The organism is Phytohabitans rumicis, from assembly GCF_011764445.1.
Taxonomy (GTDB): domain Bacteria; phylum Actinomycetota; class Actinomycetes; order Mycobacteriales; family Micromonosporaceae; genus Phytohabitans; species Phytohabitans rumicis.
On sequence record NZ_BLPG01000001.1, the window covers coordinates 6,771,523 to 6,794,501 of the forward strand.

Here is a 22,979-nt window from a genome sequence, read left to right on the forward strand (position 1 = left end):
CTCTCAGTTAACCCGCGACAGCGACGCGTGGGCGGCGGCGACGACGTGGTCGGCGGTGAAGCCGAACTGCTCGAACAGCACCTGATACGGCGCGCTGGCCCCGTAGTGTTCAATGCTCACGGCCTCACCTTGATCGCCGATCAGGTCGCGCCAGGACATCGCGATCGCGGCCTCCACGCTGACCCGGGCCTTCACGCCGCGCGGGAGGACCGATTCCCGGTACGCCTCGGGCTGCTCCCGGAACCACTCCTGGCACGGCATCGAGACGACCCGGGTGGGGGTGCCCTCGGCCTCCAGCCGCTCCCGGGCGGTCAGCGCCAGCTGCACCTCGGAGCCGGTGGCGATGATGATCACGCTCGGCTGCCCGCTGGACGCGTCGGCCAGGACGTACCCGCCCTTGGCCACGCCCTCGGCGGACGCGACGACACCGCGGTCGAAGACCGGCAGCGCCTGCCGGGTCAGCGCCAGCGCGGTCGGCCGGTCGGTGTGCTCCAGCGCCTGCCGCCAGGCCCACGCGGTCTCGTTGGCGTCGCCCGGGCGGACCACGTCGAGGCCGGGGATCGCCCGCAGCGCCGACAGGTGCTCGATCGGCTGGTGCGTCGGGCCGTCCTCGCCGAGGCCGATGGAGTCGTGCGTCCAGACGTAGATGACCGGCAGCTTCATCAGCGCGGCGAGCCGTACGGCCGGGCGCATGTAGTCGCTGAAGACCAGGAACGTGCCGCCGTACGGCCGGGTGCCGCCGTGCAGCACGATGCCGTTGAGGATCGCGCCCATGGCGTGCTCGCGGATGCCGAAGTGCAGCGTGCGGCCGTACTCGTGGCCGGGGAACTCCTTGGTGGCGAACTCCGGCGGCACGAACGACGGCTCGCCGGCCATCGTGGTGTTGTTGCTCTCCGCCAGGTCGGCCGAGCCGCCCCACAGCTCCGGCAGCACCGGCGCGAGGGCGTTGAGGATCTTTCCGGAGGCGGCCCGGGTCGCGACGCCCTTGGGGTCCGCAGGAAACACCGGCAGCGCCTCGGTCCAGCCCGCCGGCAGGGTACGCGTCGCCAGCCGGTCGAAGAGGGCCTTGCGCTCGGGGTTGGCGGCCGCCCAGGCGTCGAACTTCTGCTGCCACTCGGCATGCGCGGCGCGGCCCCGGTCGACCACCTCGCGGGCGTGCAGGAGCACCTTGTCGTCCACGGCGAACGACAGCTCCGGGTCGAAGCCGAGCAGCTTCTTGGTGGCGGCCACCTCGTCCTTGCCGAGCGCGGAGCCGTGCGCCTTGCCGGTGTTCTGCTTGGTGGGCGCGGGCCAGGCGATGATGGTGCGCAGCGCGATGAACGAGGGCCGGTCGGTCTCCGCCTTCGCCCGCTCCAGCGCGGCGTTCAGCGCCTCCACGTCCTCGTGGTACTCGCCCTCCTCGGGGTGGCCGGAGCGCCAGTTGACGGTCTCGACGTGCCAGCCGTACGCGGCGTACCGGGCCGCGATGTCCTCGCTCTTGGCGATCCGGGTGTCGTCCTCGATGGAGATCTCGTTGTCGTCCCAGACCAGGATCAGGTTGCCGAGCTTCTGGTGGCCGGCGAGCGCGCTGGCCTCGTGGCTGATGCCCTCTTCGAGGTCGCCGTCCGAGGCGAACGCCCAGATGTAGTGGTCGAACGGGGACTGGCCCGGCGCGGCCTCCGGGTCGAAGAGACCCCGCTCCCGGCGCGCCGCGAACGCCATGCCGACCGCGTTGCCCACGCCCTGCCCGAGCGGGCCGGTGGTGGTCTCGACGCCGACCGTGTGACCGTGCTCCGGGTGGCCGGGGGTCAGCGAGCCCCACTGGCGCAACGACTTGAGGTCGTCGAGGCTCAGGCCGTACCCGGAAAGGTAGAGCTGGATGTAAAGGGTGAGGCTGGAGTGGCCCATGGACAGGACGAAGCGGTCCCGGCCCGCCCACTGCGGATCGGTCGGATCGTGCCGCAGCAGCTTGTTGAACAGCAGGTAGGCCGCCGGCGCCATGCTCATCGCCGTACCGGGGTGGCCGTTACCGGATTTCTCGACGGCGTCCATGGCCAGGACCCGTACGGTATCGACCGCCTTGCGGTCGAGGTCGGACCAGTTGAGTTGTGCTTCGTTCGCGGTCACGGTGTGTGCTCCTCGGCAATGCGTCGACCCTCTTGCGATGACCCTATATACCCGTGCTAAACGTCTGCCGGGTGACGTCCCGACGGGTGGGCGAACAAGCTGTGACGGGACGCACGTCCGCGCATCTACGAGGGGTCGTAGTAAAGCCGGGTTCCGCCTGCGCGTACCCTGTCGGTCGGCGCGATGACCTTGCCGGTCCGCGCCGAAACGCCAGCCCGCGCCAATGCCGGAAGGTGAACACGTCACGTGAGCATGATCACCGAGCGCCCACACTCTCCGGCCGCAGCCCGGCCCCTGGTGCCGGTGGCACCGCGTGACCTGGTGCCGCAGCGGGAGAAGACGCGCCGGTGGGACGTCGCCGGGGTGGTCAAGGCGTACGTGGCCCTGACCAAGCCGCGCATCGTCGAGTTGCTGCTCGTCACGACCGTACCCGCGATGGTTTTGGCGGCCGACGGCGTGCCGTCGCTGTGGCTGGTGGCCGTGGTGCTGATCGGCGGATCGCTTGCCGCGGGCGCGGCGAACGCGCTGAACTGCTACATCGACCGCGACATCGACCAGCTCATGAAGCGGACCTCGCGGCGCCCGCTGCCCGCGCACCGGGTGTCGCCGCGCAGCGCGCTGGTCTTCGGCCTGGTGCTCGGTGTGGTGTCGGTGACGCTGATGGCGGTGTTCACCAACTGGCTGGCGGCCGGGCTGACGCTCGCGGCGATCGTCTACTACGACGTCATCTACACCTTGTGGCTCAAGCGGACCACGCCGGCCAACACCTTCTGGGGTGGCGCCTGCGGGGCCGCGCCCGTGCTGATCGGCTGGGCCGCGGTGACCGGCTCGCTGGCCGCACCCGCCTGGGCCCTCTTCGCGGTCGTGTTCTTCTGGCAGATGCCGCACTTCTACGCGCTGGCGATCAAGTTCAAGGCGGACTACGCCCGCGCCGGCATCCCGATGCTGCCGGTGGTTGCCTCGCAGCGCCGGGTCAACCTGGAGATCATCCTGTTCGCGTGGCTCACCGTGGCCGCGTCGGTCGCGGTGTGGCCGCTGGGCATGACCCCGCTGTACGGAGTAACGGCGCTGGTCGTCGGCGCGCTCCTTCTTCTGGAGGCGCATCGGCTGGTCCGTCGCTCCCGGCGCGGGGAGCCCCTGCGGCCGATGCGGCTCTTCCACTGGTCCACCACGTACCTGACGATCCTTTTCGTCGCGGTCGCCGCCGACGCACTGCTCTAACGTCCCTTTGGCGCGTGAAACGCCCGATTCTGAAGTCGATCGAAATGCGGTTGTAACCGTGCCCCTTTTGCCCGGTGTTCTTATGAGCTTTTATGTTGATAAATCGGGCAAAACCTCTGGGTGACGTGTCGAAATGGTCGGGTAATTGGCATCACAAAAAAATGTGAGAGGTCGGCAACCTTCGAGGGAGTCTGCCTAGGCTCGTGCTCATGGCAGATGGTTCCGATACACACATGACCGCCGGCCCGACCGCTCCGGCACAGGCCCCTGGTGGCCTCGTCGCGGGCATCCGGGCCTTCGCCGCCGGTCACGGCGGCGCGAAGGCGGTCATCGAGTACGTCGGTAAGCGGGGCGCCCGAATCGTCCTCGTGGGGGAAGACGGCGAGTGGGCGGACCAGTTCGCCGATGCCACCGACGTGGCGCGGCAGGCGTGCGCGAAGGCGGGCGTCGAGGTGGAAAACGAGTGGGAGCGCGAGCTCATGGACCAGATGCGCCCGAGCAACGACCTTTGGCGGTCGATGGGTAAGCGGTCGCTGTCTCGGTAGGAAATCTCGTGACCAGTAATTCTGTCCCAGCGACCCGGGAGGAATCCCGGGTCGCTCTCGTTACGTGCGGCGAAATTCCCGATCTTGACCCGGATGACCGGCTGCTGCTGGCGCCGCTGCGGTCTCGCGGCGTGACCGCGGTGCCGGTGGCCTGGGACGCCGAGGGCGTCGACTGGGCCGGCTTCGACCTCGCTGTGCTCCGCTCGACCTGGGACTACGCGGCCCGGCGCGAGCAGTTCGTGGACTGGGCGAGCGCGGTGCCCCGCCTGGCCAACCCGGCCGACGTGGTCCGGTGGAACACCGACAAGCGCTACCTGCGCGACCTGGCCGGCGCCGGGGTTCCCGTCGTACCGACGACCTGGGCTGTCGACGGCGTCGACCTTCCGGACGGCGGTGAGTACGTCGTCAAGCCCGCCGTGGGCGCCGGCAGCGTCGACACCGGCCGGTACGACCTCGGCCTGCCCGAGCACCGGGAACTGGCCCAGGCACACGTCGCCCGATTGCAGGCCGCCGGCCGGCTCGTGATGGTCCAGCCCTACCTGACCGCCGTCGACACGTACGGCGAGACCTCCCTGCTCTACCTCCCCGACGAGTCGGGGCGGCTCGCGTTCAGTCACGCCATCCGCAAGGGCGCGATGCTCGGTGGTCCGGACGAGGGCGGCGCGGGCCTCTACAAGGAGGAGACGATCCGGCCGCGGCGGCCGCTGGACGCCGAACTGGAGTTGGGGGAGCGCGCGCTGGCCGTGGCACCCGGCGACCCGCACAGCCTCCTGTACGCCCGCGTCGACCTGATCCCCGGCCCGGACGACCTCCCGGTGGTGGTCGAGCTGGAACTGACCGAGCCCTCGCTCTTCCTGGCGACGGCCGAGGGGGCGGCGGATCGGCTTGCGGCGGCGGTCGCGACCCGCGCCCGTAAGCGGGACGACTACTACGTAACATAGTGGCGTGTTGCGCCGCCTCGCCCTCGCCTCGGTCGTCGCCAACGTCGCGATCGTGGTCAGCGGCGGGGCGGTCCGCCTGACCGACTCCGGGCTCGGCTGCCCGACCTGGCCGCGGTGCACCGACGAGTCGTACACGGCGACCCGGGAGATGGGCATCCACGGGGCGATCGAGTTCGGCAACCGGATGTTCACGTACGTCGTCGGGTTCATCGCGCTCGCGGCGTTCATCGCGGCCTGGCGGCAGCGGCCCCGGCAGCGGCCGCTCGTGCTGCTGTCCGGTGCGGTGCTGCTCGGCATCCCGCTCCAGGGCGTGATCGGCGGGATCACCGTGCTCACCAACCTCAACCCGTGGGTGGTGGGCCTGCACTTTCTCGCCTCGATGCTGATGCTGCTGGCGGCGTACGCGTTCTGGCGGGCCACCCGCGGGCTGCCGGTCGCCCCGCCCGCGCCCAAGCCGGTGCGGGCGCTGGCCTGGCTGGTCACCGGGGTGAGCGCGGCGGTGCTGGTGGTGGGCACGTGGGTGACCGGCAGCGGGCCGCACTCCGGCGACCACGGGGCGGCCCGCAACGGCCTCGACCCGGAGACGATCTCCCAGGTGCACGCCGACCTGGTGTTCCTGCTGATCGGCCTGTCGGTGGCCGGTTGGCTGGGGCTGCGGGCGCTGGGCGCGCACACGGCGGCCCGCGCGGCGCTGGTGCTGATCGCCGTGGAGCTGGGCCAGGGGCTGATCGGCTTCGTCCAGTACTTCACCGACCTGCCGGTGCTGCTGGTGGGCGCGCACATGCTCGGCGCCTGCCTGGTCTGGCTGGCGACGCTGTCCGTGCTGTGGGCGGTCGTCGTGCGGGCCAAGCGCCGCGTGATCGAAGAGCAGCCGGACGTGAGTGCGTGGGGTGGATCACTCCAAGACCGGTTTGCGGGTACCACGGGAAATACGTAACGTTGGCGTTGTGAAATACGTGTCGGCGCTGTCTGAGCAGCAGCCGGCGGCGGCGGTCGACGGGCGTACCCGTGATCGCGTCGCCCGGTTGTTGCTGGAGCACGGCTCCGCCACGGCGGCCGAGCTGGGCACCGAGCTGGGCCTGAGCCCCGCCGCCATCCGGCGTCACCTCGACGCGATGCTGGCCGACGGCGTCGTCGTCGCCCGCGAGCAGCCGGTCCGTGGCCACCGCGGCCGCGGCCGCCCGGCCAAGGCGTTCGTGCTGACCGACGCGGGCCGGCAGGACTGCGGCACCCACTTCTACGACGGCATGGCGACCGCCGCGCTGCGCTGGATCTCCCGCACCGGCGGCCCGGCCGCGGTGGCGGAGTTCGCCACCGAGCAGGTCTCCGGCCTGGAGGCCCGCTGCCGGGCCGCGCTGGAGGGAGCGGGTGACGATCCGCTCGCCCGCGCGGAGGCGCTTGCCGCTGCTCTGACCGCCGAAGGCTACGCTGCCAACGCGTCCACGATCGCGTCCGGCGGGCAGCTGTGCCAGCACCACTGCCCGGTGGCGCACGTGGCCGCCGAGTTCCCCCAGCTTTGCGAGGCCGAGACGGCGGTCATCTCCCGCCTGATCGGCACCCATGTGCAGCGCCTGGCCACGATCGCGCACGGCGACGGGGTGTGCACGACTCACATCCCAGCCCAAACAACCACGGTGAGGACCGAATAGATGACCGAGCAGATGACCCAAGCGGAGCAGCTCGCCGTCCTCGGCAACTACGAGTACGGCTGGGCCGACTCGGACGTCGCCGGCGCTTCGGCGCAGCGGGGTCTGAACGAGGCGGTCGTTCGTGATATCTCAGCCAAGAAGAACGAGCCCGAGTGGATGCTCGACCTGCGCCTGAAGGGCCTGCGGCTGTTCGGCCGCAAGCCGATGCCAGGCTGGGGCGCCGATCTGACCGGGATCGACTTCGACAACATCAAGTACTTCGTGCGCTCCACCGAGAAGCAGGCCGCGAGCTGGGACGACCTGCCAGCCGACATCAAGAACACGTACGACAAGCTGGGCATCCCGGAGGCCGAGAAGCAGCGCCTCGTCTCCGGCGTCGCGGCGCAGTACGAGTCCGAGGTGGTCTACCACAAGATCCGTGAAGACCTGGAGGAGCAGGGTGTCCTCTTCCTCGACACCGACACCGCGCTGCGGGAGCAGCCGGAACTCTTCAAGGAGTACTTCGGCACGGTGATCCCGGTGGGCGACAACAAGTTCGCCGCGCTCAACACCTCGGTGTGGTCCGGCGGCTCGTTCATCTACGTGCCGAAGGGCGTGCACGTGGACATCCCGCTGCAGGCGTACTTCCGGATCAACACGGAAAACATGGGCCAGTTCGAGCGGACCCTGATCATCGTCGACGAGGGCGCGTACGTGCACTACGTCGAGGGCTGCACCGCGCCGATCTACTCGTCCGACTCGCTGCACAGCGCGGTCGTCGAGATCATCGTGAAGAAGAACGCCCGCTGCCGCTACACGACCATCCAGAACTGGTCCAACAACGTCTACAACCTGGTCACCAAGCGCGCGGTGGCGCACGAGGGCGCGACCATGGAGTGGATCGACGGCAACATCGGCTCCAAGGTCACGATGAAGTACCCGGCCGTCTACATGGTTGGTGACCACGCCAAGGGCGAGGTCCTCTCGGTGGCCATGGCCGGCGAGGGGCAGCACCAGGACGCCGGCGCCAAGATGGTGCACGCCGCGCCCAACACCTCCTCGACCATCATCAGCAAGTCGATCGCCCGTGGCGGCGGCCGCACGTCGTACCGCGGTCTCGTGCAGGTCCTCGAGGGCTCCAACCACAGCAAGAGCACGGTCAAGTGCGACGCGCTGCTGGTCGACACGATCTCCCGGTCGGACACCTACCCGTACGTCGACATCCGCGAGGACGACGTGTCGATGGGGCACGAGGCGACCGTCTCCAAGGTCAGCGAGGACCAGCTCTTCTACCTGATGAGCCGCGGCCTGAGCGAAGACGAGGCGATGGCGATGATCGTGCGCGGCTTCATCGAGCCGATCGCCAAGGAGCTCCCGATGGAGTACGCACTGGAGCTCAACCGCCTGATCGAACTGCAGATGGAAGGAGCGGTCGGTTAATGACCGACACTCTCGCCGCACCCCCTAAGACGAAGTCTCAGGCGCTGCGGTCCTACGATGTCGCCGACTTCCCGGCCCTCACGGGCCTGGAGGAGGAGTGGCGCTTCACGCCACTCAAGCGCCTGCGCCGCCTGACCGGCGACGAGGTCGGTGGTCCCGCTCCCGTCATCGGGTACGCCGAGCTGCCGGCCGGCGTCACCGTGTCGACTGTGGACTTCGGTGACCCGCGGATCGGCAGCGTGCTCACGCCGTTCGACCGGATCAGCGCCCTCGCGTACGGCAAGGCCGGCAAGGCGTCGGTGGTCTCGGTGGCCGCCAACGCGGTGCTGGACCGGCCGGCGGTGCTCACGGTGGCCGGCGCCGGCGCCGAGACGCCCAGCTTCGGGCACACCTATGTGGAGGTCGGGCGGTTCGCCGAGGCCACCGTGGTGCTGGAGCAGGTCGGCTCGGTGGTGCTCGCCGACAACGTCGAGGTGGCGGTCGCCGACGGCGCCAAGCTCACCTTCGTGACGGTGGCCGACTGGGCGCCGGACGCGGTGCAGGCCCAGCATGTCAAGTTCCGGCTGGGCCGGGACGCCCGCGTCACGCACATCCAGGTGTCCCTGGGCGGCGACCTGGTCCGGCAGTTCACCAGCGTCGACTACACCGGGCGCGGCGGCGAGGCCGAGCTGTACGGGCTGTACTTCGCGGACGCCGGCCAGCACCTGGAGCACCGCCAGCTCGTCGACCACAGCGTGCCGGACTGCCGCAGCTACGTCGGCTACCGCGGCGCGTTGCAGGGCGACAGCGCGCACACCGTCTGGGTCGGCGACGTGCTGATCCAGGTGCAGGCGACCGGCACCGACACGTACGAGATCAACCGCAACCTCCTGCTGAGCGACGGAGCGCGCGCGGACTCCGTACCCAATCTGGAGATCGAGACCGGCGAGATCGCCGGCGCCGGCCATGCCAGCGCGACCGGCCGTTTCGACGACGAGCAGCTCTTCTACCTGATGTCCCGCGGCGTCCCGGAGGGTGAGGCGCGCAAGCTGGTCGTGCGCGGCTTCTTCGCCGAGCTGATCAACAAGATCCCGGTCGAGGAGCTGCGCGAGCGGCTCGGCGCGTCGATCGAGGATCGGTTGGCGAAGGCGGGCACATGATCAAGGTTTGTTCGGTGGACGACGTCCCCAAGGGCAGCACGATCAGTGCCGACATCGACGGCACCGAGATCGCCGTGGTGCACGCGGAAGACGACAACTTCTACGCCATCTACGACGAGTGCTCGCACGCCGCGGTGCCGCTGTCGGAGGGCGAGGTCGACGGCTGCACGCTGGAGTGCTGGCTGCACGGCTCGCGCTTCGACCTGCGGACCGGCGAGCCCACCGGGCTGCCCGCGACCGAGCCCGTCCCCGTCTTTCCCGTCGAGATCCGCGACGGCGAAGTTTACGTATCGCTCACGCCTAGCAATGGAGTAGTCCCGTCATGAGCACCCTGGAGATCCGCGACCTGCAGGTGTCGGTGAAGTTGCCCGAGGGCGAGCTCAAGCCGATTCTGGCCGGGGTCAACCTGACCGTGCGGGCGGGCGAGACGCACGCCCTCATGGGGCCGAACGGGTCGGGCAAGTCGACCCTGGCGTACTCGATCGCCGGCCACCCCAAGTACCAGATCACCGGCGGCTCGGTGCTGCTCGACGGCGTCGACGTGCTGTCCATGACCGTCGACGAGCGGGCCCGTGCCGGGCTGTTCCTGGCGATGCAGTACCCGGTCGAGGTGCCCGGCGTATCCGTGGCCAACTTCCTGCGTACGGCCAAGACCGCCATCGACGGCGAGGCGCCGAAGCTGCGCACCTGGGCCGGCGAGCTGCGCGCCGCGATGGAGCGTCTGCACATGGACCCGGCGTTCGCCCAGCGCAACGTCAACGAGGGCTTCTCCGGCGGCGAGAAGAAGCGGCACGAGATCATGCAGTTGGAGCTGCTCAAGCCCAAGGTGGCGGTCCTCGACGAGACCGACTCCGGCCTCGACATCGACGCGCTGCGCGTGGTGAGCGAGGGCGTCAACCGGGTCCGCGCCACCGGCGAGACCGGCCTGCTGCTGATCACCCACTACACCCGGATCCTGCGCTACATCAAGCCGGACTTCGTGCACGTCTTCGTCGCCGGCCGGATCGTCGAGGAGGGCGGCCCGGAGCTGGCCGAGAAGCTCGAAGCCGAAGGCTACGAGCGCTACCTCGCAGGCGCCGGACCGGCTGCGGCATAGGGAGGGGCACGGCGCATGACCACGATCGCGATCCCGCAAGGCATGCCGCAGTACGGCGACGTGCCGCGCTTCGACGTCGAGAAGGTGCGTGCCGACTTCCCGATCCTGGGCCGGGAGGTCAACGGGCACCCGATGGTGTACCTGGACAGCGGCAACACCTCGCAGAAGCCGCAACAGGTGATCGACACGATGCGGGAGCACTTCGAGCGGCACAACGCCAACGTCGCGCGCTCGGTGCACCAGCTCGGCACCGAGGCGACCGAGGCGTACGAGGGCGCGCGGGCCAAGGTGGCGGCGTTCATCAACGCGGCCACCCCGGACGAGGTGGTCTTCACCAAGAACGCCACCGAGGCGATCAACATCGTGGCGTACGCGATGTCGAACGCCGGGCCGGGCTCTTCCTTCAATATCGGCCCTGGCGACGAGATCGTGATCTCCGAGATGGAGCATCACTCCAACATCGTGCCGTGGCAGCTGCTGTGCGAGCGGACCGGCGCCACGCTGCGCTGGTTCGGGGTGACCGACGCCGGCCGGCTCGACCTCTCTCCGCTGGAGGAGTTGGTCAACGAGCGCACCAAGCTGGTCTCGTACGCGCTGGTCTCCAACACCCTCGGCACCATCAACCCGACGTCCGCGATCACCACCCGGGCCCGCGAGGTGGGCGCGCTGGTCATGCTCGACGCGTCGCAGGCGGTGCCGCACATCCCGGTCGACGTGGCCGACCTCGACGTCGACTTCATCGCGTTCACCGGTCACAAGATGTGCGGCCCGACCGGCATCGGCGTGCTGTGGGGGCGGCACGAGCTGCTCGCCGCGATGCCGCCGGTCCTCGGCGGCGGCTCGATGATCGAGACGGTCACGCTGGAGCGGTCGACGTTCGCGCCGCCGCCGGCCCGGTTCGAGGCCGGCACGCCGCCGATCGCCGAGGCGATCGGGCTGGGCGCCGCCGTCGACTACCTGACGAGCGTCGGCATGGAGGCCATCCGCTGGCACGAGAAGGAGCTGACCACGTACGCCCTGGACGCTCTCGCGACCGTCCCGGGCCTGCGGATCTTCGGCCCGACGACGCCGGTGGGCCGCGGCGGCACGATTTCGTTCGACCTCAACGGGGTACACCCGCACGATGTGGGTCAGATCCTCGACTCGGTCGGTGTGGAGGTGCGCGTCGGCCACCACTGCGCCCGCCCGATCTGCGTGCGGTACGGCGTACCGGCCATGACCCGCGCGTCGTTCTACCTCTACACGACGGTCGGCGAGGTCGACGCCCTGGTGCGCGGCCTGGAGCAGGTGCGGAGGGTGTTCGGCTGATGGAGTTCGACCAGCTGTACCAGGAGATCATCCTGGATCACTACAAGCGCCCGCACGGCCGTGGCCTGCGATCGCCTTTCGCTGGCGAGGCGCATCATGTGAACCCGACGTGTGGCGATGAGGTGACCATTCGGGTGGCACTCGATGGTTCCCGCCTTTCGGACATTTCGTACGACGGCATGGGCTGCTCGATCAGCCAGGCGTCGGCCAGCGTGCTGTACGAGCTGCTGCGCGGCCAGAGCGCCGACGAGGCGTTTCGGGTTCTCGATGGCTTCGTCGAGCTGATGGGCGGCCGGGGCCAGGTGACCCCGGACGAGGAGCTGCTCGGCGACGGGGTGGCGTTCGCCGGGGTGGCTCGCTACCCGGCCCGAGTGAAGTGCGCGTTGCTACCGTGGATGGCGTTCAAGGACGCCGCGGCGCGCGCGGGTGTTGCCGTCGCACCGTCGGCGGCTCCGGAGGTGAAGGCATGAGTGACGTGACCGCTACTAGTAAGGCCCCGGTGGCCGATGTCGAAGAGGCGATGAAGGACGTCGTCGACCCGGAGCTCGGCATCAACGTGGTCGACCTCGGCCTCGTGTACGGCATCCACATCGACGACGACAACGTGGCGACGCTGGACATGACGCTGACCTCGGCGGCCTGCCCGCTCACCGACGTGATCGAAGACCAGACCCGGTCGGCCCTGACCGGCGGCCCAGGTGGCGGCCTCGTCAGCGACTTCCGGATCAACTGGGTCTGGCTCCCGCCGTGGGGCCCCGACAAGATCACCGACGAGGGCCGCGACCAGCTCCGCGCCCTAGGCTTCAACGTCTAGCTTCCCCTCTCCCTCCTCCTACCCTTTTCGTGCGTCGATCAAGGGCAAACGGCCGTGGTTTGATCTCCAATCCGCGGCCGTTTGCCCTTGATCGACGCGGTTGGCCACTAGCCATGGCCGGTCGATCTCACCTGGTGAGAGCCTGCATGAACGTGAAGGATTTGGGTCGCTGGGGCGACTCAGATCCTTCACGTAAGTCTCGGGAGGATGCGGCATGCCGGCGCACCCCCGGGTCGCGTCCGTTGGCGTACCCGAAAGGGCATTGGATCTTGATCGACGGGGTTGTCGCTGATCGTTACATCTACATGCTTGTGAGCAGGTGTTCTTTTCTGGGAAGGTGCTGAAAGCGTCGCCAGTGACGGCTGACGATCTCTGCTGGTCATTGCGCGGCGGCGGCACCCCAGGGAAGGGGACCCCCGTGACCCGAAGACGTCGTCAATCCCTGGCAGGCGTAGCGGTCGGCCTGCTCGTTGTCTCGACCGGTCTGGTCGCCGTTTACCTGTCCGGCGCACCGGCCGCACCCACCGCCGTGACCGGCGAGGCGGAGGTACCGACCGCCCTCGCCAGGCACCTCGAAAAGCTTCGCCAGGCGATGCCCGGCAACAGCGGCATGGCCCTGGAAGGCCCGGCCTCCGCGGCCGATGCCGAGTACCTGAAGCGGGCGTACCCGGACACGGCCATCGCCGTCGCCGAGGTCGACGCCGCCAAGCGGGCGTTCACCACGTCGTTCAACCGTGGCTTCCCGCGGGGCAAGGCCAAGAAGGGCACCTGGTTCCCGGTCGGGCCCAGCGAGGCGGTCTACCCCGACACGCCGCTGCGCAACTCCTCCAACTATGTGCCGAACGAGTATGTCGCGGGCGGCCGCACCACCTCGATCGCGATCAGCGACCGGTGCTGGCCGGGCTCCTGCCGGGCGTGGATCACGCCGGCCGGCGGCGGCGTCTGGCGCACCGACGACATCCTGCGCAAGGCGCCGAAGTGGGAATACCTGGCCGGGCCGCTGGACATCAACAGCGCGGGCGCGGTCACCATCGACAAGAACGACCCCACCCGCAACACGATCTATCTGGGTACGGGCGAGGCCAACATCTGCGGCTCGGGCTGCGCGGCCGGCGTCGGCCTCTACAAGTCGGTGAACGGCGGCCGCACCTGGATCGGCCCGCTGGGCAAGGCGGAGCTGGCCGGCAAGGGCATCGGCGAGATCGTGGTCAAGCCCGGCGACCCCAAGACGCTGTACGTCGGCACGACCACCGCGTTGACCGGCATGTCGAGCGTGTGCTGCACCGGCGTGACCCGGCCGACGCCCGGCGCGGCGAAGTGGGGCCTGTACAAGTCGACGGACGGCGGCAAGACCTTCGCGTTCATCCACAACGGCTCGGTCAACGCCGCCGACTGCACCGGCAGCGCCGGCGAGTTCGCCAACACCGCCACCTGCTCGCCGCGCGGCGTCCGCCAGGTCGAGCTCGACCCGGCCAACTCCAGCATCGTGTACGCCTCGTCGTACGCGCGCGGCGTCTGGCGCTCCAACGACGCCGGGGCGACCTGGACGCAGATCAAGCCGTCGCTCAACGCGGCGATCATCCAGACCCGTCCGGCCTTCGACGTCACCCGCCTGCCCAGCGGCCAGACCCGGATGTACGTCTACGAGGGCAACACCGGCGCGCCGTACGCCCGGCTCTTCCGCAGCGACGACGTCGCCACCGGAACGCCCGTGTACACCGATTTGACCAGCGCCAACGTGGCCGACCCGGGCTTCGCCTGGTACAACCTCTGCGGTGGACAGTGCTGGTACGACGTGTTCGTCCACACGCCCGACGGCCACCCCGACATCGTGTACGCCGGCGGGTCCTACGCGTACGGCGAGACGATCGCCAACAAGCGGGCGGTGATCCTGTCCACCGACGCCGGCGCGACGGGTACGGACATGACGTTCGACGGCACGGACGAGTTGCACCCGAACGGGCTGCACCCCGACCAGCACGACATCGTCACCAACCCGCGCAACCCGTTCCAGTTCTTCGAGACGAACGACGGCGGCGTGATGCGGTCGAGCGGGACGTTCGTCAACCGCTCGGCGTGGTGCGACAACCCGGACCGGCAGCTGACCCCGGTGCAGCTGGACCGGTGCCGGCAGATGCTCTCCCGGATACCGTCCAGGTTGGACGGTATCAACAGTGGACTGTCCACATTGCAGTTCATGAGCCTATCGGTGAGCCCGCACGACCACACGCTGCTGCAGGGCGGCACGCAGGACAACGGGACCTGGGAGAACGGCGGCAACCGCACCCGGTGGCTCAACACCATCATCGGTGACGGCGGGCAGTCCGGCTTCGACGTCACCAACAGGAGCTTCCGCTTCCACACGTACAACGACACGACACCTGAGGTGAACTTCAACAACGGCGCCATGCCGGACTGGATCTGGACCGCGGATCAGCTCGCCGGCCAGGCCGGGTCGCAGTTCTACTCGCCGGTGATCAGCGATCCGAAGGTCAGCGGCACGATGTTCGCCGGCACCGGCCGGACGGCGTACCGCACCAAGACGTTCGGGCTCGGCGACCGCAGCCTGGCCGAGGCGAACCGGGTCTGCAACACGTGGACCGGCACGTTCGAGGCCACCTGTGGCGACTGGGCGGAGCTGGGGCCCAACCGGCTGGTCGACCCGTTCTGGGGCGACCGGGCCGGCGGCGCGGTCGCGGCGATCGAGCGTACGACGGCGAACGCGTCGAGCGCCTGGGCGGCCACCACGACCGGCCGCGTGTTCGTGACGTCCAACGTGGACGCCGAGCCCGCGGCGTCCGTGGCGTGGGCCCGGGTCGACGACGACGCGGTGACGCCCAACCGGTTCGTCAGCAGCATCCACGTCGACCCGAACAACGGCAACCACGCGTGGATCTCCTACAGCGGCTACAACGTGAACACGACGGCGACCCCGGGGCACGTCTTCGAGGTCACGTTCGACCCCGCCGCGGGCACGTCCACCTGGGTCGACCGGTCGTACGACTTCGGCGACATCCCGGTCACCGACCTCGTCCGCGACGACGTCAAGGGCGACCTGTACGCCTCGACCGACTTCGGCGTGCTGCGCCTCGCGGCCGGCACGACGACGTGGACGAAGGCGGCGCCGGGGATGCCCAACGTCGAGGTCGCCGGCCTGACGATCCTGCCCGGCAAGCGCATCGTGTACGCGGCCACCCACGGCCTGTCCGCGTGGCGGCTCAACCTTGACTGATAGATGAGGTGGCGCTCCGTCGGGGCGGTAGCCGTCGTCGCGGTGTTCCTGCCGCCGCTGCTGATGCTGGTGGCGGGATCACTGCGGCGGCCCGGGCTGCCGCCCCCACCGGGCCCGCAACTCCTCCCGGACCCGATGTCCGCCGAGGGGTACACCCAGGCCGTCGACCTCGGCGGTCTGGTACGCGCCGGCGTCAACTCGGTCGTCGTAGCAGCGGTCGCGGTCCCGGTCAGCGTGCTCGTGGCGGCGCTGGCCGGGTTCGCCCTCACCCAACTGCCACGCCGGCTCACCGCGGTCGTCGTGGTCGCCTCGCTCGGCGCGCTGATGGCTCCGGCCACCGCGCTGCTCGTACCCCGGTTCGCGCTGTTCCGTACCCTCGGACTGACGGACACGCTGGCGCCGCTCGTGGCGCCGGCGCTGCTGGCCACCTCGCCGCTCTATCCGCTGGTGTACTACCTGGCGTTCCGCGCGCTGCCGGCCGACCTGTACGACGCCTGCCGGCTCGAAGACCTCAGTCCACTGCGGACCTGGTGGCGGGTGGCCATGCCCCTGGTCCGGCCGGTGACCGCGGCGATCGCGGCGCTGACGTTCGTGCTCACCTGGTCCAACTTCCTCGACCCGCTCGTGTACGTCTACGACCGCGACCTGTTCACCCTTCCGCTCGCCCTGCGCTCGCTCGCCACGCTCGACCCGACGAACTTCCCGGTCTTCCTGGCCGGCGCCGTGCTCACCACGGTCCCGCCGCTCGCCGTCTTCGTAGTCGCGCAGCGTAGGTTCCTTCACCAGTACCGGGAGTCATGATGCGATTGCTCGCCTTGTTGTTGCCGGTGGTCCTGCTCGCGGGGTGCGGCGCACCGGAGCCGGCGGACGCGCCCGCCTCGATCCGGCTGCTCGTCTTCGGCGCACCCGAGGAGCTCGAGGCGTTCCGCACGCTCGTGTCCGCGTACGGCAAGGCGGCGCCGGGTGCCGAGGTGCAGCTGATCGAGGCGAGCGACCGGGAAGACCTCATCACCCGGCTGTCCACATCGATCGCGGGCGGCTCGCCACCGGACCTCTTCCTGATGAACTACCGCTTCTACGGCCAGTTCGCGGCGAAGAACGCGATCGAGTCGTTGGACGGCCGGCTCGCGAAGTCCACTGTGGTCAAAAGCGAGGACTTCTACCCGCAGGCGATGGGCGCGTTTCGCTGGCGCGACCAGCAGCTGTGCCTGCCGCAGAACGCGTCCAGCCTCGCCGTGTACTACAACCGCACCCTCTTCAAGAAATTCGGCGTCGCCGAGCCGAAGCCGGGCTGGACCTGGAACGACCTGATCACCACTGCCACCGCGATGACCCGCAACGCCAGCGGCGCCATCGTCCGCGGCACCGAGGCCGAGGGCGGCAGCGCCCGGGTCGCCGTGTACGGCCTCGGTGTGGAGCCGGTGATGATCCGGGTCGCGCCGTTCGTGTGGTCCAACGGCGGTCAGATCGTCGACAACGACCGTAAGCCCACCCGGTTCACGTTCGACTCGCCGGCGGCCCGGGAGGCGCTGCGCAACTTCGTCGAGCTGCGCTTGGCGTACGGCGTGGTGCCCACCGACGAGGAGGTGGAGGCGGAGGACGACGCCTCCCGCTTCGCCAACGGGCGCCTCGCCATGCTGCTGGAGTCCCGGCGGGTCACCACCACGTTCCGTACCATCAAGGACTTCGAGTGGGACGTCGCGCCGCTGCCGACGTACGGGCAGCGGGTCGGTATCCTGCACTCCGACGCGTATTGCATCACCCGCGGCTCCAAGGCCAAGGACGCGGCGTGGCGCTTCCTCGAGTTCGCGGTCGGTCCCGAGGGGCAGCGCATCATCGCCGGCACCGGCCGCACCGTGCCGTCGAACATCGAGGTCGCCAAGTCCAGCGCGTTCCTCGACCCGGCGCAGCCGCCGCGCAACGCCCAGGTCTTCCTCGACGCGATCGCCACGGTGAAGCCGGTCCCGACCATCTCCACCTGGCCGGAGATCGAGGACGTCACCGGCGGCATCCTGGAGAACGCCTTGTACCGCGGCGACAAGCTCGACGACGTCATCCGGCAGCTGGACGAACAGACCCGGCCACTCTTCGCCCGCGGCGAAACACCGTGACGCTGGTCCTCGACGGAGTACGCGTCACGCACGGCGCCACCGAGGTCCTGCACGGCGTCGACCTGGCGGTCGCCCGCGACGAACTGCTCGTCGTCCTCGGGCCGTCGGGCGCAGGCAAGTCCACATTGCTCCGTGTGGTCGCCGGCCTCCAACCGCTGGCCGCCGGCCGCGTCGCGATCGGCGGGCGTGACGTCACGCGGCTGCGGCCCGGCCGCCGCAACGTGGCGATGGTCTTCCAGACGTACGCCCTCTTCCCACACCTGACCGCGGCGGACAACATCGCGTTCGGGCTGATCGTGCGGGACACACCGAAGGCGGAAGCGCGGGAACGGGCGCATCGGGCGGCCACGGTCGTCGGCTGCGCCCATCTCCTCGACCGCCGGCCCGGCCAGCTCTCCGGCGGTGAACGGCAGCGTGTCGCCCTGGCCCGCGCGCTGGTGCGCGAGCCGGACGTCTTCCTGCTCGACGAGCCGCTGTCCAACCTGGACGCCGAGCTGCGGGTGGAGATGCGCGCCGAACTGAAGGCCCTGCACGGCCGGGTCGGCGGCATGATGCTGCACGTCACCCACGACCAGGTCGAGGCGCTCGTGCTGGGCGACCGGATCGCCGTCCTCCGCGCGGGGCGCATCGAGCAGGTGGGCACGCCCGACGAGATCTGGCGGACGCCGGCGACCACGTTCGTGGCCCGTTTCGTCGGCTCGCCGCCGATGAACCTGCTGCCGGCTGACGGCCCGCTGCCGGGGCTGGCCAGCACCGGCCAGGTGATCGGCGTCCGGCCGGCCGCCGTGCGGCTCGGCGCGGACGGCGTCGCCGCCACCGTGGAACGGGTGGAGGTCGTCGGCGAGGACGCCCACGCCTACCTGCGGTTGGGGGAGCATCCGATGGTGGCCCGGATCCCCGCCGCCGACCGGCCGGCGCCCGGAGCGCAGGTGCGCGTGGCCGTACGGGAGGCCGACGTGCACGTCTTCGACGCCGTCACGGGCCAGCGCGTATGAGCCGGCGGCAGCTGGGCCTCATGCTGGCGCCGTACACCGTGGGGCTGGTCCTGCTCGTCTTCCTGCCGGCGGCCGTGACGCTGGCGTTCGCGTTCACCGACTACGACCTCGTGCAGCCACCACAGTGGACCGGCACCGCGAACCTCACCGAACTGGCCGGCGACGACATATTCCGTACGGCGCTGGTGAACTCGCTCGTGTTCGCGGCCGTCGCCGTACCGTTGCGGTTGCTTGTGGCTCTGGGGCTGGCGCTGCTGCTGCACCGGCGGGCGCCCGGCGTCGGCACGGCCCGCGCCGTCGCGGCCCTGCCCACCGCGGTCCCGGAGGTGGCGTACGGCCTGCTGTGGCTGTGGCTGTTCAACCCGCTGTACGGCCCGGTCAACCAACTCCTGCGGGTCGGCGGCGAGAACGGGCTGACGGCGCTGGGTCGCACGCCGCCGCAGTGGCTCACCGATCCGACCGACGCGCGGGCGGCGATCGTCGTGATGAGCCTCTTCACGATCGGGGAGTCCTTTGTGGTCCTGCTCGCGGCGCGCCTCGCCCTGCCACCCGAGGTGTACGAGCTGGCCGCCATCGAGGACGCCACCGGATGGGACATCTTCCGCCGGATCACCCTGCCACTGATCGCGCCGGTGCTGGGGCTGCTGCTGGTGCGCGACACGATCCTGAGCTTCCAGGTGTCGTTCGTGCCCGCGCTCGTGGTGACCGACGGCGGCCCGCCACCGTACGCGACGACGTACCTGTCGCTGTTCGTGTACCGCAACGCGTTCGAGTACCTGCGCTACGGGTACGCCTCGGCGGCCACGCTCGTGATGCTCGCGCTGACCGTGGTCGCGGTGGTCCTCCAGTGGCGCCTCATCCGCCGCTCCCTGGGGAGCTTTGGTCAGGCGACTCGGTAAAGGTTGTCGCCGAACTCGGCGATAACCTGCAGTCTGCCGCCGAGGGCCTCGACATAGGCGCGCAGCGTCGACAGCTCCACCCGCTCGACATCGCCGCGCTCGATCGCGGAGACGCGTGGCGCGGAGACCCCCATCGTCCCGGCGACGTCCTGCTGGGTGAGGTCTTGCCCACGACGCAGCTCGGCGAGCTGGAAGGCCCGCGCCTCGGCCCGGATCCGGTCAACGTCGGCCTGGCGGTCCGTGTCGGTCCGCGGCGGGAGGCCCTTGGCAGCACGTGCCTGCTCCATCCGCTGCCGCATCTCATTCCACGGCGTCGTGCTCATTCGTACTCCCTCAACTCCAGCTCGGCCAGGTGGGACTCGTACCGCTTCTCGGCCAGCGGGATGTTCTCGTCGTACCCACGTAACGACTTCCGCGACGAAGACGACCTCCCAGGCGTCCGCCATTCTTCAAGACTAAACGCTGATGTTTAGTAACGCCAGCGTTTAGTTGCTGGCTTCGGCCGCGGGCGCCGATCAAGGAACTCGGCGCCGATCAAGGGCAAAGGGTCGTGGATTGGAGATCGAAGCACGGCCATATGCCCTTGATCGACGGGGAGAGGAGGGGCTTAGGCTCCGCGGAGGAGGTGGGCGCGGACTTCGTCGGCTTCGGGGACGCCCAATTCTTGAAAGATCGCAAGTGCGTGGCGCCAGTCTTCGCGGGCCTGGTCTTGCTCGCCGAGTTCCCACTGGGTCGTGCCCAACTCGCGCAGGCAGATGGCGGCGCTGCGGCGTTCGTCCACCCGTTCCGCGACGGCGAGGCCGGCCCGCAGCCGGTCCAGGGCGTCGGCGTGCCGGCCCAGGAGCCGCTGCACCCGGCCGAGCGCCGCCAGCACGGTCGCCTGCCCGACCGCGATGCCCAGGTCCACGAACATCGCGTAGCTCTCTTCGTAGCACGATAAGGCGTCGGCGAAGGAGCCCTGCCGCTCGTACACCTGGGCCAGGTTGTTGAGGGCGGTCGCTTGGCTGCGCCGGTTGCCGGTGCCGCGGAAGATGGTCAGGGCCTCGCGGAGGCTGGCGACGGCCCGGCTGTAGTCGCCGAGTCCACCGTAGACCTCGCCGAGGTTGTTGAGGCTGATTCCCCGGGTGTGCGGGTCGTTCAGCTCCCGAGCGATGGCCAGGCTCCGCTCCAGGCAGTCAGCGGCCTGGTGGAGCTGGCCGAGGCTGTCGTGCACCGCGCCGAGGCCGTTCAGGCAGGCGGCTTCCCCGGCGCGGTCACCAGCCGCGGCGTACCGGTCGAGGCCGGCGCGCAGGCGGTCGAGCGCCTTGGGGTATTCGCCGCGTACCTCGTACGCGGCGCCCAGGTCGCGACAGGCGTGCGCCTCGGCGACCGGGTCACCGGCCCGGCGGGCGACCGTGCGGGCCGTCTCGTTCACCTCGACCCAGTCGTTGAGGTAGCCGCGCACGTGGAAGAACGCGAACAGCGCGCGGGCCAGGCTGGTGGCCGCGGCCGCCGGCAGTTCGGGCGCCTCCGCGATCTGGTGTACGGCGGCGAGCAGGTTGGGGCGTTCGGCCTCCAGCCAGTCCAGGGCCCGCTCGACGTCCGGGAACGGTGTGCCGCCCTGCGCCCATTCGCCGGCGCTCGCCGGGCGCGGGTCGGCCGGGCGCAGTAGCCGGAACGCCTGCCAGGCGGTCGACGCGTACCAGCGAAGTAGGCGGGTGAGCGGCCCAGTCCGGCTGTCCAAGAGGGACCGTCCAAAGAGGCGCAGGAGGTCGTGCAGGCGGTAGCGGCCGGGCGCCGGGTTGGCCACGAGCTGGCAGTCGACGAGCCGGTCCAGGATCCGCTCGGTGGCGGCCTCGCTGAGGTCGAGGAGCGCCGCGACGGCCGGCAGGCTCAGGTCGGCCGCGTCCGGCTGAGCCAGCAACGGGAACGCGTACGCCGCTTCCCGGTCGTCCGCGTCGCCGCCGTCACGCAGCAGCTCGTACCCGACCTGGAAGCTGGACCGCACGCCCAGCTCGGCGATCTGCAGCTCGTCGAGGCGGCGGCGGGCGTCGGACAGCCGGTCGGCGAGCTCGCGCACCGGCCAGGCCGGGCGGGCCGCCAGTCGGGCGCCGGCGATGCGTAGGGCCAGCGGCAGGCGCCCGCACCAGCGGGCCAGGCCCTGCGCGGCGGCCGGGTCGGCGGCGATGCGGTCGGTGCCGCAGAGCCGCCCCAGTAACTGGATCGCCTCGGTCGGCGGCAGTACGTCGAGGCGTACGTGGGTGGCGCTGTCCAGAGTGGAGAGCATGCGGCGGCTGGTCACCACCACGGAGGTGTGCGGTCCGGCCGGCAGCAGCGGGCGCACCTGCTCGGCGCTGTGTGCGTTGTCCAGCACCACGAGCAGCCGCCGGGGAGCCGCTACGGCCCGGAACGCCGCGCTGGCCTCGTCCACTGTGGTGGCATCGGTTTCGCGGGCGCCGAGGGCACGAAGGAAGCGGCCGAGCACCTCCAGCGGCGGCAGCGGGCGCAGGCCGGCGGTGGCGCCCTGCAGGTCGACGTAGAGCTGGCCGTCGGGGAAGCGGTGTGCCAGCCGGTGTGCGATGTGGATGGCGAGCGCGGACTTGCCGACCCCGCCGGCTCCGTCGATGGCGACGATCGGCATCGGGCGCAGTGGCGACGTCGCGGGCAGCCGGGCCCGGATGGCCGCCACCTCGCGATGCCGGCCGGTGAACGCGGCGACGTCGGGTGGCAGCTGCCGGGGTACGGGGGCGCGGGCGGTGACCGGCTCGCGGAGCGGGTCCAGTGCCGGGTCGGCGGACAGGATCTGCCGCTGGAGCCGTTGCAGCGCCTGGCCCGGCTCGACGCCCAGTTCGGTGACGAGGCGGCGGCGCAGGCGCCGGAACGCGTCCAGCGCGTCGGCCTGCCGCCCGGCGCGGTACAGCGCCAGCATGGTCAGCTCGTGCAACCGCTCGCGCAGCGGCTGCTCCGTGGCGGCGGCGGCGAGCGCGGGCAGCGCGTCGGAGTGCCGGCCGAGGGTGAGCCGGGCCTGTGCCCAGTGCTCCAGCAGTGTGAGCCGTCGCTCAGCGAGGTCGGCCAGGGTGGACTCGGCCGCCGGGCCCACCTCGATGCCGTCCAGTGGCCGCCCGCGCCACAGGGCGAGGGCCCGCTCCCACAGGTCGGCCGCGCCGGCCAGGTCGCCGCGTCCCGTCGCCCGGTGCCCTTCCTCGGCGAGCCGGTCGAACAGGAGCATGTCCAGGTCGTACGGGGCGATGTCGAGCTGGTATCCGGGTGGCCGCGCGGTCAGCCCGGTGAGGCGTAGCGACGTACGCAGGGTGGAGACGTGCGTCCGTAGGGCGCCGGCGGCGGTCCGCGGCGGCTTGAGCGGCCACAGCGCGTCGGTCAGCGCGCTGACGCCCACCGGGCGGTTGGCGTGCAGCAGGAGCACGCCGAGCAGGGTGCGGGGTTTGGTCGCGGTCAGCGTCGCCGGCTGCCCGCCGGCGGGGTCGATTTCGAGTGTGCCGAGAATCCGGAACCTGGCCATCCCCG

General features: G+C 70.4%; 20 protein-coding genes. 17 read left to right on the top strand and 3 right to left on the bottom strand.

All coding sequences use genetic code 11. From position 1 onward, the window contains the following. Positions 1-3: 3 nt before the first annotated feature. The gene (tkt, locus tag Prum_RS30820; protein ID WP_173079658.1) at positions 4-2,106 is read right to left on the bottom strand and encodes a transketolase; all 2,103 of its coding nucleotides are present in this window, start codon (positions 2,104-2,106) and stop codon (positions 4-6) included. 252 nt (positions 2,107-2,358) lie between these two features. Here tkt and Prum_RS30825 point away from each other — a divergent pair, with 252 nt between their 5' ends. The 17 genes from Prum_RS30825 to Prum_RS30905 all read left to right on the top strand — a co-directional run bounded on the left by Prum_RS30825 (position 2,359) and on the right by Prum_RS30905 (position 19,475). After that, entirely contained in the window at positions 2,359-3,327 is a 969-nt protein-coding gene (locus Prum_RS30825; RefSeq protein WP_173084335.1) for a heme o synthase, read from the top strand. A gap of 209 nt (positions 3,328-3,536) precedes the next feature. After that, a complete protein-coding gene (locus tag Prum_RS30830; protein ID WP_173079659.1) occupies positions 3,537-3,872 on the top strand; it encodes a hypothetical protein in 336 nt (111 codons plus the stop codon). A gap of 8 nt (positions 3,873-3,880) precedes the next feature. Then, a complete protein-coding gene (locus Prum_RS30835; RefSeq protein WP_173079660.1) occupies positions 3,881-4,813 on the top strand; it encodes an ATP-grasp domain-containing protein in 933 nt (310 codons plus the stop codon). A gap of 4 nt (positions 4,814-4,817) precedes the next feature. Further along, positions 4,818-5,750 carry a COX15/CtaA family protein gene (locus Prum_RS30840; protein WP_173079661.1) on the top strand — a complete coding sequence of 311 codons (933 nt, stop codon included), beginning with the start codon at positions 4,818-4,820 and terminating at the stop codon, positions 5,748-5,750. A gap of 10 nt (positions 5,751-5,760) precedes the next feature. Then, complete coding sequence (locus Prum_RS30845) at positions 5,761-6,462, top strand: helix-turn-helix transcriptional regulator (protein ID WP_246278199.1); 702 nt, start codon at positions 5,761-5,763, stop codon at positions 6,460-6,462. Between the two features lie 12 nt (positions 6,463-6,474). Continuing rightward, a complete protein-coding gene (gene sufB / locus Prum_RS30850) occupies positions 6,475-7,881 on the top strand; it encodes a Fe-S cluster assembly protein SufB (RefSeq protein ID WP_371871393.1) in 1,407 nt (468 codons plus the stop codon). Then, positions 7,881-9,020: a Fe-S cluster assembly protein SufD gene (sufD, locus tag Prum_RS30855; protein WP_173079663.1), complete on the top strand. Its 1,140-nt coding sequence runs from the start codon at positions 7,881-7,883 to the stop codon at positions 9,018-9,020. The genes sufB and sufD overlap by 1 nt, the downstream gene beginning before the upstream one ends. Continuing rightward, positions 9,017-9,346, top strand: a complete 330-nt coding sequence (locus Prum_RS30860; RefSeq protein WP_173079664.1) for a non-heme iron oxygenase ferredoxin subunit — start codon at positions 9,017-9,019, stop codon at positions 9,344-9,346. Before sufD ends, Prum_RS30860 begins: the two co-directional genes overlap by 4 nt. After that, positions 9,343-10,116, top strand: a complete 774-nt coding sequence (sufC, locus tag Prum_RS30865) for a Fe-S cluster assembly ATPase SufC (protein ID WP_173079665.1) — start codon at positions 9,343-9,345, stop codon at positions 10,114-10,116. The genes Prum_RS30860 and sufC overlap by 4 nt, the downstream gene beginning before the upstream one ends. A gap of 15 nt (positions 10,117-10,131) precedes the next feature. Next, positions 10,132-11,424, top strand: a complete 1,293-nt coding sequence (locus Prum_RS30870) for a cysteine desulfurase (protein WP_173079666.1) — start codon at positions 10,132-10,134, stop codon at positions 11,422-11,424. After that, complete coding sequence (gene sufU / locus Prum_RS30875) at positions 11,424-11,894, top strand: Fe-S cluster assembly sulfur transfer protein SufU (protein ID WP_173079667.1); 471 nt, start codon at positions 11,424-11,426, stop codon at positions 11,892-11,894. Before Prum_RS30870 ends, sufU begins: the two co-directional genes overlap by 1 nt. Then, the gene (locus tag Prum_RS30880; protein WP_308785388.1) at positions 11,891-12,238 is read left to right on the top strand and encodes a metal-sulfur cluster assembly factor; all 348 of its coding nucleotides are present in this window, start codon (positions 11,891-11,893) and stop codon (positions 12,236-12,238) included. Before sufU ends, Prum_RS30880 begins: the two co-directional genes overlap by 4 nt. Positions 12,239-12,656: 418 nt before the next feature. Continuing rightward, positions 12,657-15,470 (top strand): beta propeller repeat protein, encoded by a 2,814-nt coding sequence (locus tag Prum_RS30885; RefSeq protein ID WP_173079668.1) that lies wholly within the window; start codon positions 12,657-12,659, stop codon positions 15,468-15,470. A 3-nt stretch (positions 15,471-15,473) separates the two neighbouring features. Beyond that, entirely contained in the window at positions 15,474-16,271 is a 798-nt protein-coding gene (locus tag Prum_RS30890) for a carbohydrate ABC transporter permease (protein ID WP_173079669.1), read from the top strand. Then, positions 16,271-17,581: an ABC transporter substrate-binding protein gene (locus Prum_RS30895; RefSeq protein ID WP_371871282.1), complete on the top strand. Its 1,311-nt coding sequence runs from the start codon at positions 16,271-16,273 to the stop codon at positions 17,579-17,581. Before Prum_RS30890 ends, Prum_RS30895 begins: the two co-directional genes overlap by 1 nt. Beyond that, complete coding sequence (locus Prum_RS30900) at positions 17,578-18,576, top strand: ABC transporter ATP-binding protein (protein WP_173079671.1); 999 nt, start codon at positions 17,578-17,580, stop codon at positions 18,574-18,576. The genes Prum_RS30895 and Prum_RS30900 overlap by 4 nt, the downstream gene beginning before the upstream one ends. Positions 18,577-18,596: 20 nt before the next feature. Next, entirely contained in the window at positions 18,597-19,475 is an 879-nt protein-coding gene (locus tag Prum_RS30905) for a carbohydrate ABC transporter permease (protein ID WP_173084340.1), read from the top strand. Here the strand turns inward: Prum_RS30905 and Prum_RS30910 are convergent. Then, positions 19,460-19,798, bottom strand: a complete 339-nt coding sequence (locus Prum_RS30910; RefSeq protein ID WP_173079672.1) for an XRE family transcriptional regulator — start codon at positions 19,796-19,798, stop codon at positions 19,460-19,462. The two genes, Prum_RS30905 and Prum_RS30910, sit on opposite strands and share 16 nt — an antisense overlap. Positions 19,799-20,082: 284 nt before the next feature. Then, positions 20,083-22,974 (bottom strand): AfsR/SARP family transcriptional regulator, encoded by a 2,892-nt coding sequence (locus Prum_RS30915; protein ID WP_173079673.1) that lies wholly within the window; start codon positions 22,972-22,974, stop codon positions 20,083-20,085. Between the last annotated feature and the right edge of the window lie 5 nt (positions 22,975-22,979).

Bases quoted from the DNA above. Each gene is read 5' to 3' on its own strand.
- Prum_RS30910 (WP_173079672.1), bottom strand. From the start codon at position 19,798: ATGAGCACGACGCCGTGGAATGAGATGCGGCAGCGGATGGAGCAGGCA.
- Prum_RS30915 (WP_173079673.1), bottom strand. From the start codon at position 22,974: ATGGCCAGGTTCCGGATTCTCGGCACACTCGAAATCGACCCCGCCGGC.
- sufC (WP_173079665.1), top strand. From the start codon at position 9,343: ATGAGCACCCTGGAGATCCGCGACCTGCAGGTGTCGGTGAAGTTGCCC.
- sufD (WP_173079663.1), top strand. From the start codon at position 7,881: ATGACCGACACTCTCGCCGCACCCCCTAAGACGAAGTCTCAGGCGCTG.
- Prum_RS30905 (WP_173084340.1), top strand. From the start codon at position 18,597: ATGCTGGCGCCGTACACCGTGGGGCTGGTCCTGCTCGTCTTCCTGCCG.
- Prum_RS30825 (WP_173084335.1), top strand. From the start codon at position 2,359: ATGATCACCGAGCGCCCACACTCTCCGGCCGCAGCCCGGCCCCTGGTG.
- Prum_RS30870 (WP_173079666.1), top strand. From the start codon at position 10,132: ATGACCACGATCGCGATCCCGCAAGGCATGCCGCAGTACGGCGACGTG.
- Prum_RS30890 (WP_173079669.1), top strand. From the start codon at position 15,474: ATGAGGTGGCGCTCCGTCGGGGCGGTAGCCGTCGTCGCGGTGTTCCTG.
- Prum_RS30895 (WP_371871282.1), top strand. From the start codon at position 16,271: ATGCGATTGCTCGCCTTGTTGTTGCCGGTGGTCCTGCTCGCGGGGTGC.
- Prum_RS30830 (WP_173079659.1), top strand. From the start codon at position 3,537: ATGGCAGATGGTTCCGATACACACATGACCGCCGGCCCGACCGCTCCG.
- Prum_RS30880 (WP_308785388.1), top strand. From the start codon at position 11,891: ATGAGTGACGTGACCGCTACTAGTAAGGCCCCGGTGGCCGATGTCGAA.
- sufU (WP_173079667.1), top strand. From the start codon at position 11,424: ATGGAGTTCGACCAGCTGTACCAGGAGATCATCCTGGATCACTACAAG.
- Prum_RS30860 (WP_173079664.1), top strand. From the start codon at position 9,017: ATGATCAAGGTTTGTTCGGTGGACGACGTCCCCAAGGGCAGCACGATC.
- sufB (WP_371871393.1), top strand. From the start codon at position 6,475: ATGACCCAAGCGGAGCAGCTCGCCGTCCTCGGCAACTACGAGTACGGC.